Genomic DNA, 13,305 nt, shown 5'->3' on the forward strand with positions numbered 1-13,305 from the left:
CGCCATCCTGGCCCTGCTCAAGCCCGGCAAGCGCGACGGCTTCCTGGACCTGCTGGCCGACATGGCCGGTAGCGACGTCCATGCGCCCGAAGCCGCGGCGAAGCTCAAGAAGCCCAAGGCGGAAAAGCCCAAGAAGGACAAGAAGCCCAAGAAGGACAAGGCCGCCAAGAAGGCCGCCTAGAGTCCGTCGGCTTCGAGGGTTCCGCCCGGCGACGGGCGGGCCTTCAGACCACGATGTTAAGCAGGGATCCGGGCCGCAGCATGCGCTGGGGCTGCTCGGTCGGGGCCACGAAGGGCCGGGCCGGGGCGGGTCGCGGCTGGGCTTGCGCCTGGGCCTGGGCCTGGGCCTGGAGTTGCACCGCCACCGGAGCGGTGGTCGGGCGAGTGGCCGCCGCATCGCCCAGGGCCGCCTGAAAGAAGGCCGAGGCGCGCGCAGACCCGCCGCCGGACGCGGGAGCGCGCTGCGGACATTGGGCAATCCGGGACGGATCGGGCTGGTCATGAACGCGACTCTAGCATGGTTAATGCAAGGTCGGCGAGCATGGTCAACGCGCGGTTAATGGTCGCGGTCGGAAGGCGGAAATAATCGGCCTAGCGCAGCTTGGCGACCAGGCCGTCGAGGTCCTTGGCCTCCAGCGGGCCGGTGTGCTTGGCCAGGACCAGGCCGTCCGAGCCGATCACGAAGGTCTCGGGCACGCCGGTGACCCCGAACTCGATCCCGGCCCGACCGTCACGATCAATCAGCCGCGCCGCGAACGGGTCGCCCAGCCGCGACAGGAAGGCCTGGGTATTGGCCGGGGAGTCCTTGTAGGCGATGCCGACCACCGTCACGCCGCGGGCCTTCAGGGCCACCAGCTGCGGATGCTCGATCTCGCAGGGACCGCACCACGAGGCGAAAAAGTTGATGATCACCGGCCCCTTGACCACCGCGCCCAGGGCGACCGGCCGGCCGCTGTCGAGCTCGGCCAGCATCAGGGCGGGCATCGGCTTGCCGACCAGGGCGTGGGGCTGGACGCGGGGATCGCGCTTGAGGGCGTAGCCGGCGAACAGCACGGCCAGGGCGGCCAGCACGAGCAGCGGCGCGAAGGCCAGCCAGCGCCTCATGCCTCGGCGCCCGGCTTGTCGGCCTGGGCGGCCAGACGTTCGGCCTCGCGGCGCCAGCGACGGGCGCCGGCCAGGCTGTCGGCGATCATCCAGGCGAAGGCCACGGCCGTCAGGGCGAAGGCGGGCCAGACATAGACGGCGTATTTGCCAGCGTCGAAATCGAGATGCATCGGCCTAGCCCTCCGCCTGGCGCAGGGCCAGGGCCCGGGCCTTGCGGCGCCAGACCAGGGCCCGGATCCGCACCAGCCACAACGCCCCGAAGGCGGCCAGATAGGCCAGGCTCATCAGGGCCCAGGGCCACAGATAGACGGCCGGCAGGCGATTTTCCGGCGCGGCGAACAGGGTCGAGGAGCCCTGGTGCAGGGTGTTCCACCACTCGACCGAGAACTTGACGATCGGCAGGTTGATCAGGCCGACCAGGGCCAGGATGGCGGCGGCGCGCGCGGCCTTGGTCTCGTCGTCGAGGGCCGAGCGCAGGGCCAGATAGCCCAGATAGAACAGCAGCAGGACCAGGACCGAGGTCATCCGCGCGTCCCACTGCCACCAGGTGCCCCACATCGGTCGGCCCCACAGCGAGCCGGTGGCCAGGGCCAGGACCGTGAAGGCCGCGCCCAACGGGGCGCAGGCCTGGGCGGCGGCGTCGGCCAGGGCGTGACGGAACACCAGGGCCAGGAAGCTGGCTATGCCCAGGCAAAGATAGACGAACATGCTCATCACGGCGGCCGGCACATGGATGAACATCATCCGCACCGTGTCGCCCTGCTGGTAGTCCTCGGGGACGGCGAAGGTCAGGACCAGGCCCGCGACGCCGAGCACGACCGCCAGCCCGCCCAGGACCGGGGCGGCCCAGCGCGAGAAGGCCATGAACCGCTCGGGGTTGGCCAGGAAGTCGAACCAGTGATGCGGTGTGCGGGCGCCCATGGCCGAGCCTTAGCGCTCCGACCGGGCGCCCGCAATCACTCTCAGTCGGCCTTTTTCTTGATGATCATCACGCGCTTCTCGCGACCCGCGCCCTTTTCGCCGCGCATCTCCATGCGGTGCATCCGCATGCCGGGGCCGCCCATCGGGGCCATGGCGTCGAAGGCCTTCTGCTGGCTGGGCGACAGGGCCGCATAGAAGGCCTTGGTGGCGTCGGCCTGCTTCTGGGCGCCGGCGGCCATCCTGGCGGCCATGTCGGCGTGATGCTGGGCCCGTTGGGGCGTGGTCATCGGGGCCGCGCTGTCGCCGTGCCGCATCTCCATCGCCATGGTCATCGAACCGTGGGAGTCGAGAAAGGCCTTCAGGGCCGGTTCCTGGTCGGTGCGCAGCTGCAGCGCGTCGCGCAGGTGCTGGGCGTGGGCGGCCGGATCGCGGTGATGGCCGCCGCCGTGGATCATCATCATGGGCCCGTCCATCGCCATCATCGGCGGCAGGGGCGGCAGGGGCGGCGCGGGCGGGGGCGGCGGCGGCGGCGCGGGTTGCTGGGCGACAGCGGCGCCCCCGCCCAGAACGACAACGGCGCCGGCCACGAGGGCCAGCTTGCGGAACATATGGACCATTTTCAGGCTCCTTGATGCGAGATGGGCATTTCGATGTCGCCCAAGCTTGGCTTCGGATGTGGCGCCATGATGTCGATCCGCATGAAACTTGTTTCAGGATTGAAGGGCTTAGAGGGGCGGCGCACAGCGCACGGCGGCGCCGCCGCGCCGGATCGCGGCGCGGGTGATGGCAGGAGAGGCGCGGGGCGTCCGGACCGCGTCCGGAGGCTGTGCATGAAAAGTACCGTTTCGACGAAGCTGGACGCCCCGCGCGGTCGTTATCCCTCTGGCCGGGGCGCGCAGGCCTTGTTCAGCCTTTTGCCCCACCCAGGCCTTGATCCTTCGCGACCGGACCCAGCCCCGAAGGCTGCAAACCCGATCGACCCGGAGACCCGGAGCGAACCTTCGGGCGGGCGGGGGTCCTCCGACGGACCTCCCGATAGGCGGGTTTACGTCACCCGCCCTCCGATCAAGCCGTCCGGCCCCGCATCCGCGACTCCGGCGGCCCCGCTCGACCACGACCCGCCGCGCGTCTCGGGCCGGATCCAAGAGCCCTCTCCCTCGCGACGGGATGGCGAGAAGTCTACGGGCGGTTTCAGCGCGTCTGATAGGCGCGCTCGAACTCTTTTCAGGGCGTTGAGTTTGTTGGGGTTTGCGGCGGCGCGGCCGGGGATGGGGCGCGGCGGGTCCCCGTTCGCGTCGGGCAGATCCTCCCCCTGAAGGGGAGGCGGTCCCCGACTTGATCGGGGGCCGGAGGGGGAAGTGGCGGAGAGGCGGTAAAACTTCCCCCTCCGTCGGCTTCGCCGACACCTCCCCCTCTGGGGGGAGGATCTGGAAATACGCGCCCCCACCGGGGCAGGCCGCGCCCTAAACCCATGGAGGCGGGAGGCCTTCGAGCGCTCCGGCCCCCTCGCCCCGCCCCTAGTCCAGCGCGTTGCGACACGCCGCCGCCATCGCCAGCGGGCACAGGGCGACGGTGGCGACGCTGTAGGCCAGCAGCAGGACCAGGCCGGTGAGCCAGGGCAGGCCGCCGGCCAGGGCGTCGAGGGCGCCGGCCCCAAAAATTACCGGCGGCGCATAGAGCGGCAGGACGATCACCGCCACCAGCAGGCCGCCGCGCTTGCTGCCCAGGGCCAGGCTCGCCCCCAGGCCGCCCAGGAACGAGAAGGCTAGGCCTCCGGCCAGGGCGCAGAGGAACAGCAGCGGAATGATGATCGGACTGGCCCCCAGGGCCACGGCGGCGACGGGGGCGGCCAGGGCCAGGGGCGCGCCGGCCGCCAGCCAGTGGGCCAGGCACTTGGCGAAGGCCACCGCTTCCAGCGAGGCTGGACCGAGGGCCAGCAGGTCCAGCGCCCCGTCCTCGTAGTCGCGCTCGAACAGGCGCTCCAGCGACAGCAGGGCCGCCAGGGCCAGTGCCAGCCAGGCGATGCCGGGGGCCAGCACCGCCAGACGCTCGGGGGCCCGACCGCTGGCCAGGGGCAGCAGGGTGACCACGCAGGCATAGAAGGCCAGGGCCAGCAGCGGCCCGCCGCCCTTGCCCCAGGCCAGTCCCAGCTCGCGGCGCAGCAGGATCGTGAAGGCCTTCATCGGCTGATCTCCACGGTCCGCGCCGCGATCGGCAGGGGATCATGCACCGCCGCCAGGATCATCCCGCCGCCGGCCACATGCTCGGCCATCACCGCGCCAAAGATCTCGCGGTGCGCGGCGTCGAGCGGGGCCATCGGCTCGTCGAGCAGCCACAGGGCCCGGGGACTGGCCAGCAGCCGGGCCAGGGCCAGGCGGCGGCGCTGGCCGGCCGACAGGCGGCGCACCTCCAGATCGAGCAGGCGCGTCAGGTCCAGCCGCGCGACGGCGGCCCGCGCCCCGGCCTCGGTTCCGCCGGTCCACAGGGTCTGGAACACCAGTTCCTCCCAGGCGGTGCGGGCGGCCTTGAGGCCATCGAGGTGACCGACCATGTGCAGGTGGTCGGCGCGGGCGGCTTCGGCCTCCAGCGCGCCTTGCTCGCCCTCGAAACCGATGGCCCCCTCGGCCGGGCGCAGCAGGCCGGCCACGGCCCGCAGAAGGCTGGTCTTGCCGGCCCCGTTGCGGCCGATCAGGGCGACGGCCTCGCCGGCGTTCAGGTCGAGAGTCAGGCCGGAAAACAGCCGACGCTCGCCCCGAACCAGAGCCAAATCCTTAATGCGAACAACTCTCAACATACCGTGACCCTGTCGCGTGCATGGACGTTCAGCACGACGAGGGCTAAGAAGCCCTCGGCCGTCACCCTCCGCATAGGTAGGGGCGTACGCGGCGCGGGGATGGACGCTGTGGGTCCGCCTCGATCGCGCGATCCCGGGAGTGGTTTTCGGGCGGCCGTGGACAGAGAAGGGATCTCCCGAAAATGGCGTCTTTAGACAGCCTCAAAACCCGCCGCGAACTTGTCGTCGGCGGTAAGACCTACGTCTATTACAGCCTTCGCGCCGCCGAGGAAGCCGGTCTCGCCGAGACGAGCCGTCTGCCGGTGTCGATGAAGGTGCTTCTGGAAAACCTGCTGCGCCATGAAGACGGCGTTTCGGTCAACGAAGCCGACCTCAAGGCCGTCGCCGCCTGGCTGGCCAACAAGGGCGCGGTCGAGCACGAAATCAGCTTCCGCCCGGCGCGGGTGCTGATGCAGGACTTCACCGGCGTTCCCGCCGTCGTCGACCTGGCCGCCATGCGCGACGCCATGGTCGCCCTCGGCGCCGACCCGGCCAAGATCAACCCGCTCAACCCCGTCGACCTGGTCATCGACCACTCGGTGATGGTCGACAACTTCGGCAACCCCAAGGCCTTCGAAGACAACGTCAAGCGCGAGTATGAACGCAACCTCGAGCGCTACCGCTTCCTGCGCTGGGGCTCGTCGGCCTTCAACAACTTCCGCGTCGTGCCCCCCGGCACCGGAATTTGTCACCAAGTGAACCTTGAGTACCTCGCCCAGACCGTCTGGACCAACGAGCTCGACGGCGACACCGTCGCCTATCCCGACACCGTCGTCGGCACCGACAGCCACACCACCATGGTCAATGGCCTGTCGGTCCTGGGCTGGGGCGTGGGCGGCATCGAGGCCGAGGCCGCCATGCTGGGCCAGCCGATCCCGATGCTGATCCCGGAAGTCATCGGCTTCAAGCTGACCGGCGCCATGCCGGAAGGCGCGACCGCCACCGACCTGGTCCTGACCGTCACCCAGCTGCTGCGCAAGAAGGGCGTGGTCGGCAAGTTCGTCGAATTCTACGGCGACGCCCTGGCCACCCTGACCCTGGAAGACCAGGCGACCATCGCCAACATGGCTCCGGAATATGGCGCGACCTGCGGCTTCTTCCCGATCTCGTCGGCGACCATCGCCTATCTGAAGGGCACCGGCCGCGACGCCGACCGCGTCGCCCTGGTCGAGGCCTATGCCAAGGAACAGGGCCTGTGGTGGGAGCCCGGCGTCGTCGAGCCGACCTTCACCGACAGCCTGGAACTCGACCTGTCGGCCGTCCTGCCGTCGCTGGCCGGCCCCAAGCGTCCGCAGGACCGCGTCCTGCTGACCGAAGCCGCCGGCAAGTTCGCCGAGTCCCTGGCCGGTGAGTTCGGCAAGGCCGAAAACCCCGAGCTGCGCGCCCCGGTCGAAGGCGAAAACTTCGACATCGGTCACGGCGACGTGGTCATCGCGGCCATCACCTCGTGCACCAACACCTCCAACCCCTCGGTGCTGATCGCCGCCGGCCTGCTGGCCAAGAACGCGGTCGCCAAGGGCCTGAAGGTCAAGCCGTGGGTGAAGACCTCGCTGGCCCCCGGCTCGCAGGTGGTCACCGACTATCTGGCCAAGGCCGGCCTGACCAAGCACCTCGATGCTCTCGGCTTTAATCTCGTTGGTTATGGCTGCACCACCTGCATCGGCAATTCGGGCCCGCTGCCGGAAGCCATCAGCAAGACGATCAGCGACAATGACCTGGTCGCCTGCTCGGTGCTGTCGGGCAACCGCAACTTCGAAGGCCGGGTGAACCCCGACGTTCGCGCCAACTACCTGGCCTCGCCGCCGCTGGTGGTGGCCTACGCCCTGGCCGGTTCGATGAAGATCGACCTGGCGACCCAGCCGCTCGGCCAGGACAAGAAGGGCAACGACGTCTTCCTCAAGGACATCTGGCCCTCGAACGAAGACATCGCCGTCCTGCAGCGCAAGTCGGTCACCGAGAAGATGTTCGCCGCCCGCTATGGCGACGTCTTCAAGGGCGACAAGAACTGGCAGGGGATCAAGATCACCGGCGGCCAGACCTATGCCTGGGAAGGCGACTCCACCTACGTCCAGAACCCGCCCTACTTCGCCGACATGTCGATGACCCCGACCCCGGTCACCGACATCATCGAAGCGCGCGTCCTGGCCGTGTTCGGCGACTCGATCACCACCGACCACATCAGCCCGGCCGGTTCGATCAAGACCTCCAGCCCGGCTGGCCAGTACCTGGTCGACAACGGCGTCCAGCCCGTCGACTTCAACGGCTACGGCGCCCGTCGCGGCAACCACCAGGTCATGATGCGCGGCACCTTCGCCAATATCCGCATCCGCAACCGCATCACCCCGGACATCGAAGGGGGCGTGACCAAGCACTTCCCGTCGGGCCAGGTCATGCCGATCTATGACGCGGCCATGAAGTACCAGGCCGAGGGCCGCCCGGCCGTCGTGTTCGGCGGCAAGGAATACGGCACCGGCTCGTCGCGCGACTGGGCCGCCAAGGGCACCAAGCTCCTGGGCGTCCGCGCGGTGATCTGCGAAAGCTTCGAGCGCATCCACCGCTCGAACCTGGTCGGCATGGGCGTGCTGCCCCTGCAGTTCGTCCAGGAAGGCTGGCAGAAGCTGGAACTGACCGGCGAGGAGATCGTCTCGATCCGCGGCCTGCAGGACCTGTCGCCGCGCAAGCAGCTGATCGTCGAGCTCTATCGCCCGACCGACGGCCGCATCGCCCGCTTCCCGGTGCGTTGCCGCATCGACACCCCGACCGAGCTTGAATATTTCAAGAACGGCGGCGTGCTGAACTACGTCCTGCGCAACCTCGCCAAGGTCGACTAAAAACCACCGTGGGCGGCCTTCTCACCAAGAGAAGGCCGCCTTCACGGCCTCGTGAGCGGCCAGCCGACCCTTTCTTGGCTTAAGTGCCCCGCACATGCGCAAGGCCTCAGTCACCCTCCTCCTCGCCACCCTTCTCAGCCTCGGCGGCGTCTCCGCCTGGGCCAAGCCGCCCGTGGTCGTCGAGCTGTTCACCGCCCAGGGCTGCTCGCCCTGCGGCAAGGCCAACCAGATCGCCGCCGATCTGACGCAGCGCGACGACGTGCTGGTCCTGACCTATTCGGTCGACTACTGGGACTATCTGGGCTGGAAGGACACCTTCGCCCGCCCGATCTTCGCCGAGCGCCAGCGCGCCTATGCCAAGAAATTCACCCTGCGCGACGTCCCGACCCCCCAGGTGGTGGTCGGCGGTCGCGTCCAGGCCTCCGGCGCCAAGGCCGAGGCCGTCGAGGGTCTGATCCGCACCGCCGCCAAGGCCCCGATGAATCCGCCGGACATGGAATTCTCCGGCAAGACCCGTGTCGCCGTCGGCTCCGGCCCCGCCCCGCGCGGCGGCGGCGAGGTCTGGATGGTGCGCTACGATCCCCGCCAGCAGGACATCGCCGTCAAGCGCGGCGACAATCGCGGCCAGACCCTGGTGCATCGCAATGTGGTGCGCGAACTGGTGCGTCTGGGCCCGTGGTCGGGCCGTCCCAAGCTGTACCGCCTGCCGGCCTCGACCGACGCCGATCTTCGGACGGTGATCCTGGTGCAAGGCGCCAAGGGCGGTCGGGTGATCGGGGTTCTGGCCGAGACCCACGAGAAATAGCCCGCCGGCCTAGCGCCCAAAAAGAAAGCCCGCGCGGGGAGGGGATCTCCGCGCGGGCTCTTAGGCGAGAGGGGATCTCGATGGAATGTCGGCCGACCGGCCCCGATCCGGGCGGGGCTGGGGGGGCTGTTCAGGGGCCCGGGGCGGGTCCGATCAACCGACGTCCACAGGATGTCGCCGCAAACCGACCGCCGAAAGGCCGGACCAAGGTCGTTTCAGGGCCGAGCATGGTGATTCCAGGGCGCGGCGCACGAGTTCCAGACAAGCAAAAGCCCGCACGGGAGGGGCTCCGCACGGGCTTTCACGACATGGGTCTTCATAAGTCTATGTCGGCTGACCGGCCCATGATCGAGGGCGGGCTGGGGGGCTGTTCAGAGTCCAGAACCACGGGAACGTCCGATCAGCCGACATCGTCAAGATGAGCGGGCAAACAGGCGGGCGAGAGACCAAATCAAGGTCTTTTCGTGGCGGCCCGCTCGCCGTTCGTCACATCGACGTCGCCCTGTAGCGTTCAGGCAACGCTCGCCAACCGCGATGATTTGGGCTTAGGCTCGCGGCGATGGCCCTTGATCCGCGTCCCGCCGCCGGCATGGTGTTTTTCGAGCGTCGCGAGATCGATCTGCTCATGCGCCTCTACGGCCGCATGGTCGCGGCCGGCGAGTGGCGCGACTACGGCATGGCCGGGTTGAGCGATCATGCGGTGTTCTCGATCTTCCGCCACGCCGCCGAAGCCCCGCTCTACCGCGTCGAGAAGCGCCCCGACCTGGCCCGCAAGCAGGGCCAGTGGGCGGTGGTCGGCCAGGGCGGCGTCGTGCTGCGCCGCGGCCACGACCTGGCCCAGGTGCTGCGGGTGTTCGACAAGGGGCGGTTCAAGGTCGTGGACTGAAGGGGGCTGCCGCGGTTTGCCGGCTGGGGCCCGCAGGTCCCCGCACCCCACGAAAAAGGCCCCGGCGGTTTCCCGCCGGGGCCTCTGTATTTCGCCTAGAGCTTGATCCTAGCGGCGATCGCCGAGGAAGAAGAGCAGGAAGCGGAACAGGTTGATGAAGTCCAGATAGAGGTTCAGGGCGCCGTAGTTGGTGGCCACCGCCGAGGCGGCCGCGTCGCCGCCGACCTCGTAATAGGTCATCTTCAGGTTCTGGGTGTCATAGGCGATCAGACCCGCGAAGATCAGCACGCCGATGGCGTTGATCGCGAAGACCAGGATCGGCGACGGGAAGAACACCGCCACCAGCGACGCCAGGATCAGGCCGACCAGGCCGACGATCAGGAAGCTGCCGAAACCGGTCAGGTCCTTCTTGGTGGTGTAACCGACCAGGCTGAGCGCGCCAAAGGCGGTCGCGGTGATCATGAAGGTCGTGAACACGCTGGCGCCGGTATAGAGCAGCACCACCGTGCCCAGCGACGCGCCGATCAGCGACACGATCGTCCAGTAGATGATGCCGGCCGTGCGGGGCGTGATCGACTTCATCACGAAGCTGGAGAACAGCAGGATGCCCAGAGGCGCGAAGGCGATGACCATGCCCAGCACGCTGTAGCCGACGCGGCCGTTGACCACGGTGAACAGCATGTCACGGACCGGCGGAAAGGAGCTGGTCAGCCAGGCGAGGCCGGCGGACAGCAAAAGGCCCAGGGCCACCTTGTTGTAGACGCCGAGCATGAAGCTGCGCAGGCCGGCGTCAACCGACATGTCGGCGCGATCCGCCGGGATCGAGCGCGCGTAGTCGCGGTTGAGGTCGTTCATGGAGGGAAAACCCTTCGATTGTGAAACGTCCAAGCTGGACGCCTGTCGAATATCGGGTGGCGAAGGCCCGCGCGCAAGATGTTCCCCCATCGAACCTGGCGCCCTAGATTGCCGGAGCCGCGACGGCGCGGCCTTGGGGGCTTCATGAACTATTCCGAACTTGGCCGAACCGGCTTGAAAGTGTCGCGCTGCTGCCTGGGCACCATGACCTGGGGCTCGCAGAACACCGAAGCCGAAGCTCACGCCCAGATGGACTACGCCCTCGAGCGCGGGGTCAATTTCTGGGACACGGCCGAGATGTACGCCAGCCCGCCGACCCCCGAGACCCAGGGCAGCACCGAGCGCTATATCGGCTCGTGGCTGAAGAAGACCGGCAAGCGCGACCAGATCGTCCTGGCCTCCAAGGTGGCCGGACGGGGCAGCGCCTTCGGCGGCCTGACCTGGCTGCGCCAGGATGGGGCCAGCACCCGCCACACCCGGGCCCAGATCGACGAGGCGGTCGAAAATTCGCTCAAGCGCCTGAACACCGACTATCTGGACCTCTACCAACTGCACTGGCCCGACCGGGCGGTGCGGGTGTTCGGCGGCCAGACCTACAAGGACTATGACCAGGACTACGAGACCTTCGGCGACATCCTCGAGGCCCTCGACGCCCACGTGAAGAAGGGGACGATCCGGGCCCTGGGCGTCTCCAATGAGTTTCCCTGGGGGGTGATGAAGTTCCTGGAGGAGAGCAAGACCCGCGGCCTGCCGCGCATCGCCTCGATCCAGAACGCCTATCATCTGGCCAACCGCACCTTCGAATATGGCCTGGCCGAGATCGCCCTGCGCGAGGACGTCGGCCTGCTGGCCTATTCGCCCCTGGCCCAGGGGGCCCTGACCGGCAAATATTTCGACGGCGCCCTGCCGGCCGGCTCGCGCAAGGCGCTGTACAATCGCATGCAGCGCTATGAGGGACCGGGGGCTGAGTTCGCCATGCGGGCCTATGTCGACCTGGCCCGCGCCCATGGTCTCGACCCCGCCGCCCTGGCCCTGAAGTTCTGCGACGCGCGGCCGTTCGTGACCGCCACCATCATCGGCGCCACCTCGATGGCGCAGCTGAAGACCAATATCGACGCCTTCGACCTCGACTGGACCGACGAGCTGGAAAAGGCCGTCAACGCCATCCACGTCGCCCAACCCAACCCCTGTCCATGATCCGCCTGTTCACCGCCGTCGCTGTTCCCGCCGAGATCGGCGCTCCCCTGCTGGCCCGCCAGCACGGGATCGAGGGCGCGCGATGGCGGCCGCAGGAGGCCTTCCACATCACGCTGAAGTTCATCGGCGACGTGCAGGAACCGATGGCCGCCGACCTCGACGAGCAACTGGCGGCCATCGAGGCCCCGGCCTTCGACCTGTCCCTGGCCGGGGTCGGCTTCTTCGGCGAGGGGCCCGAGATCCACGCCGTCTGGGCCGGGGTCGCCGAGAGCCCGGACCTGCGCCGGCTGGCCAAGGCCAATGAGGCCGCCGCCCGTCGGGCCGAGCTCAAGCCCGAGACGCGGCTCTACACGCCGCATGTCACCCTGGCCTATCTGAAGCGCCCGGCCGTGCCCGAGGTGGCCGCCTGGATCCAGGCCCACAACCTTCTGGCCTCGCCGGCCTTCCGGGTGGACCGGTTCGGCCTCTATTCCAGCTGGCGCACCAGCGAGGGCTCGGCCTACCGGCTGGAGGCGCAATACCCGCTGGGGTGAAGGCTCAGGCGTCAAGCGCCTCGACCAGAACACCCAGATCCCGCGCGGCGGCGGCCAGACGACGGTCGAGGGTGACCAAAGCGTCGCCCGTGCGCCCGCAAAGCGCCAGGTGTAAGGCGTCGGGTGCGCGCAACATCAGCTCGAAACGCCGGTCAATCGCGCTCGCCATCCGGACGTCGGCACCCAGAATGTCCACGTCGATCGTCTCGGCCAGCCGCCAGGCATCCAGGTCCGAAAGATGCCGCGCGGCCTGATCGGCCGAGATCTGACGCATGCGCACCAGTCGCGACAATGCCGACGCCGCTTCAGCAGCGGCGAATTCGCTGATCACGATGCGTCGATCGGCGGTGCGGATGAAGCGCTCGACAGCCCCGCTCGCAGCCTCGCTCACCATGGTCGGAAGAATGACGCTAGCGTCGAGATAAAGCCTCATCCGTCCGGATCGTCGTAGAGACTGTTGAGCAGTTCTACGGAATTCATGCCCTTGATCGGGGGATAGGCGTTTCGCCCGGCCAGCAAGCGCTCGAAGGCGGCGGCCCGGACTTCAGGCGAGGACGGCGGCTTGGACTCGACGAGCGGTCTGATCTCAGCGATCGGCTCTCCATGACGGGTGATAATAACCTCTTGGCCCTGGAGGGATTCATCGATCAGGCGTGGGAGGTTTTCTCTGGCGTCGGCGAGGCTGTAGCGGCTCATCTCGATCTCCATCAGCCTGACATCATAGCCTTTTCCGACAGAGCGTCCAAATCACGCCACGGCGTGATCCTTCAGAACGCCCAGCGGCACCACGGCGAGCATTTCCTCGTGGCTGGCCTCCAGCACCACCGGCGGGGCGACGCCGGCGTCGAGGGCTTCCTTCCAGCGGCCGGCGCACAGGCACCAGCGATCGCCCGGCAGCAGGCCGCGAAAGGCGAACTCGGGACGCGGGTCGTCAGGTCATTGCCCGTGGCCCGCGAGAAGGCCAGGAATTCCTCGGTCATCACCGCGCAGACGGTGTGCAGGCCCAGATCGTGCGGCCGGTCTCGCAACAGCCGTTGCGATAGAAGCCGGTGACCGGATTGAGCGAGCAGGGCTTCAGCTCCTGGCCCAGGACGTTCTTGGCGGACTCGTCGTAACGCATGCTCATGACGCGATCCTAACCCGAAATACGAGAATCCGGACACGGTTTGGCTGCCGGGGCGTGTGATGACTTCCGGCCCCGCCCGTCAGATGCTTTAGAAGAAGCAACATCGACAACAAGAGCCCCTCGGACCCATGACCGACCTTGCCCGGCCCCGTCGCAGCGCCCTCTACATGCCCGCCTCCAACGCCAAGGCGGTGGAAAAGGCCCGGACGCTGGA

16 protein-coding genes and 2 pseudogenes are annotated in these 13,305 nt (G+C 68.3%); 7 read left to right on the forward strand and 11 right to left on the reverse strand.

The features are described 5' to 3' along the window. Nucleotides 1-181 (forward strand): annotated as a pseudogene (locus CSW58_RS02255) (MarR family transcriptional regulator); the annotation flags it as partial. Nucleotides 182-224: 43 nt separating this feature from the next. Here the strand turns inward: CSW58_RS02255 and CSW58_RS14670 are convergent. The 7 genes from CSW58_RS14670 to ccmA all read right to left on the reverse strand — a co-directional run bounded on the left by CSW58_RS14670 (nt 225) and on the right by ccmA (nt 4,819). Beyond that, nucleotides 225-365 carry a hypothetical protein gene (locus CSW58_RS14670; RefSeq protein WP_236627600.1) on the reverse strand — a complete coding sequence of 47 codons (141 nt, stop codon included), beginning with the start codon at nt 363-365 and terminating at the stop codon, nt 225-227. A 226-nt stretch (nt 366-591) separates the two neighbouring features. Continuing rightward, nucleotides 592-1,104 (reverse strand): DsbE family thiol:disulfide interchange protein, encoded by a 513-nt coding sequence (locus tag CSW58_RS02265; RefSeq protein ID WP_099446138.1) that lies wholly within the window; start codon nt 1,102-1,104, stop codon nt 592-594. After that, a complete protein-coding gene (gene ccmD / locus CSW58_RS02270) occupies nt 1,101-1,274 on the reverse strand; it encodes a heme exporter protein CcmD (RefSeq protein WP_099446139.1) in 174 nt (57 codons plus the stop codon). Before ccmD ends, CSW58_RS02265 begins: the two co-directional genes overlap by 4 nt. Nucleotides 1,275-1,278: 4 nt before the next feature. Continuing rightward, the gene (ccmC, locus tag CSW58_RS02275) at nt 1,279-2,025 is read right to left on the reverse strand and encodes a heme ABC transporter permease CcmC (RefSeq protein WP_099446140.1); all 747 of its coding nucleotides are present in this window, start codon (nt 2,023-2,025) and stop codon (nt 1,279-1,281) included. A gap of 41 nt (nt 2,026-2,066) precedes the next feature. Next, nucleotides 2,067-2,642, reverse strand: coding sequence for a Spy/CpxP family protein refolding chaperone (locus CSW58_RS02280; RefSeq protein ID WP_099446141.1), 576 nt, complete (start codon nt 2,640-2,642; stop codon nt 2,067-2,069). A 900-nt stretch (nt 2,643-3,542) separates the two neighbouring features. Further along, nucleotides 3,543-4,208, reverse strand: a complete 666-nt coding sequence (gene ccmB, locus CSW58_RS02285; protein WP_099446142.1) for a heme exporter protein CcmB — start codon at nt 4,206-4,208, stop codon at nt 3,543-3,545. Further along, nucleotides 4,205-4,819 carry a heme ABC exporter ATP-binding protein CcmA gene (gene ccmA / locus CSW58_RS02290; RefSeq protein ID WP_099446143.1) on the reverse strand — a complete coding sequence of 205 codons (615 nt, stop codon included), beginning with the start codon at nt 4,817-4,819 and terminating at the stop codon, nt 4,205-4,207. Before ccmA ends, ccmB begins: the two co-directional genes overlap by 4 nt. A gap of 182 nt (nt 4,820-5,001) precedes the next feature. Between ccmA and acnA the strand changes: the two genes are divergently transcribed. From acnA to CSW58_RS02305, 3 genes are all read left to right on the forward strand, one after another. Further along, a complete protein-coding gene (acnA, locus tag CSW58_RS02295; protein WP_099446144.1) occupies nt 5,002-7,689 on the forward strand; it encodes an aconitate hydratase AcnA in 2,688 nt (895 codons plus the stop codon). 94 nt (nt 7,690-7,783) lie between these two features. Continuing rightward, nucleotides 7,784-8,494: a thioredoxin family protein gene (locus tag CSW58_RS02300; protein ID WP_099446145.1), complete on the forward strand. Its 711-nt coding sequence runs from the start codon at nt 7,784-7,786 to the stop codon at nt 8,492-8,494. A gap of 559 nt (nt 8,495-9,053) precedes the next feature. Then, a complete protein-coding gene (locus tag CSW58_RS02305; RefSeq protein WP_099446146.1) occupies nt 9,054-9,380 on the forward strand; it encodes a DUF2794 domain-containing protein in 327 nt (108 codons plus the stop codon). 108 nt (nt 9,381-9,488) lie between these two features. On the opposite strand, the gene CSW58_RS02310 is transcribed toward CSW58_RS02305, so the two are convergent. Beyond that, nucleotides 9,489-10,235, reverse strand: coding sequence for a Bax inhibitor-1/YccA family protein (locus CSW58_RS02310; RefSeq protein WP_099446147.1), 747 nt, complete (start codon nt 10,233-10,235; stop codon nt 9,489-9,491). Between the two features lie 144 nt (nt 10,236-10,379). Between CSW58_RS02310 and CSW58_RS02315 the strand changes: the two genes are divergently transcribed. Further along, on the forward strand, nt 10,380-11,432 hold the full coding sequence (locus tag CSW58_RS02315; protein WP_099446148.1) for an aldo/keto reductase: 1,053 nt from the start codon (nt 10,380-10,382) through the stop codon (nt 11,430-11,432). Next, complete coding sequence (gene thpR / locus CSW58_RS02320) at nt 11,429-11,965, forward strand: RNA 2',3'-cyclic phosphodiesterase (RefSeq protein ID WP_099446149.1); 537 nt, start codon at nt 11,429-11,431, stop codon at nt 11,963-11,965. The genes CSW58_RS02315 and thpR overlap by 4 nt, the downstream gene beginning before the upstream one ends. A gap of 4 nt (nt 11,966-11,969) precedes the next feature. Here thpR and CSW58_RS02325 read toward each other — a convergent pair whose 3' ends face one another. The 3 genes and pseudogenes from CSW58_RS02325 to CSW58_RS02335 all read right to left on the reverse strand — a co-directional run bounded on the left by CSW58_RS02325 (nt 11,970) and on the right by CSW58_RS02335 (nt 13,091). Next, nucleotides 11,970-12,398 carry a type II toxin-antitoxin system VapC family toxin gene (locus CSW58_RS02325; RefSeq protein WP_099446150.1) on the reverse strand — a complete coding sequence of 143 codons (429 nt, stop codon included), beginning with the start codon at nt 12,396-12,398 and terminating at the stop codon, nt 11,970-11,972. Beyond that, nucleotides 12,395-12,673 carry a type II toxin-antitoxin system Phd/YefM family antitoxin gene (locus CSW58_RS02330; protein WP_099446151.1) on the reverse strand — a complete coding sequence of 93 codons (279 nt, stop codon included), beginning with the start codon at nt 12,671-12,673 and terminating at the stop codon, nt 12,395-12,397. Before CSW58_RS02330 ends, CSW58_RS02325 begins: the two co-directional genes overlap by 4 nt. A 39-nt stretch (nt 12,674-12,712) precedes the next feature. Further along, a pseudogene (locus CSW58_RS02335) lies at nt 12,713-13,091 on the reverse strand (DUF2237 family protein). 128 nt (nt 13,092-13,219) lie between these two features. Here CSW58_RS02335 and CSW58_RS14675 point away from each other — a divergent pair. Then, nucleotides 13,220-13,305, forward strand: an 86-nt coding sequence (locus CSW58_RS14675; RefSeq protein WP_236627601.1) for a hypothetical protein, incomplete at its 3' end; no start/stop codon positions are given.

The sequence above is a fragment of the Caulobacter sp. B11 genome (genome assembly GCF_002737765.1).
In the GTDB taxonomy this organism is placed as follows: domain Bacteria; phylum Pseudomonadota; class Alphaproteobacteria; order Caulobacterales; family Caulobacteraceae; genus Caulobacter.

Coding starts and splice junctions, on each gene's coding strand:
- CSW58_RS02265 (WP_099446138.1), bottom strand. CDS start 1,104: ATGAGGCGCTGGCTGGCCTTCGCGCCGCTGCTCGTGCTGGCCGCCCTG.
- ccmD (WP_099446139.1), bottom strand. CDS start 1,274: ATGCATCTCGATTTCGACGCTGGCAAATACGCCGTCTATGTCTGGCCC.
- ccmC (WP_099446140.1), bottom strand. CDS start 2,025: ATGGGCGCCCGCACACCGCATCACTGGTTCGACTTCCTGGCCAACCCC.
- CSW58_RS02280 (WP_099446141.1), bottom strand. CDS start 2,642: ATGGTCCATATGTTCCGCAAGCTGGCCCTCGTGGCCGGCGCCGTTGTC.
- ccmB (WP_099446142.1), bottom strand. CDS start 4,208: ATGAAGGCCTTCACGATCCTGCTGCGCCGCGAGCTGGGACTGGCCTGG.
- ccmA (WP_099446143.1), bottom strand. CDS start 4,819: ATGTTGAGAGTTGTTCGCATTAAGGATTTGGCTCTGGTTCGGGGCGAG.
- acnA (WP_099446144.1), top strand. CDS start 5,002: ATGGCGTCTTTAGACAGCCTCAAAACCCGCCGCGAACTTGTCGTCGGC.
- CSW58_RS02300 (WP_099446145.1), top strand. CDS start 7,784: ATGCGCAAGGCCTCAGTCACCCTCCTCCTCGCCACCCTTCTCAGCCTC.
- CSW58_RS02305 (WP_099446146.1), top strand. CDS start 9,054: ATGGCCCTTGATCCGCGTCCCGCCGCCGGCATGGTGTTTTTCGAGCGT.
- CSW58_RS02310 (WP_099446147.1), bottom strand. CDS start 10,235: ATGAACGACCTCAACCGCGACTACGCGCGCTCGATCCCGGCGGATCGC.
- CSW58_RS02315 (WP_099446148.1), top strand. CDS start 10,380: ATGAACTATTCCGAACTTGGCCGAACCGGCTTGAAAGTGTCGCGCTGC.
- thpR (WP_099446149.1), top strand. CDS start 11,429: ATGATCCGCCTGTTCACCGCCGTCGCTGTTCCCGCCGAGATCGGCGCT.
- CSW58_RS02325 (WP_099446150.1), bottom strand. CDS start 12,398: ATGAGGCTTTATCTCGACGCTAGCGTCATTCTTCCGACCATGGTGAGC.
- CSW58_RS02330 (WP_099446151.1), bottom strand. CDS start 12,673: ATGGAGATCGAGATGAGCCGCTACAGCCTCGCCGACGCCAGAGAAAAC.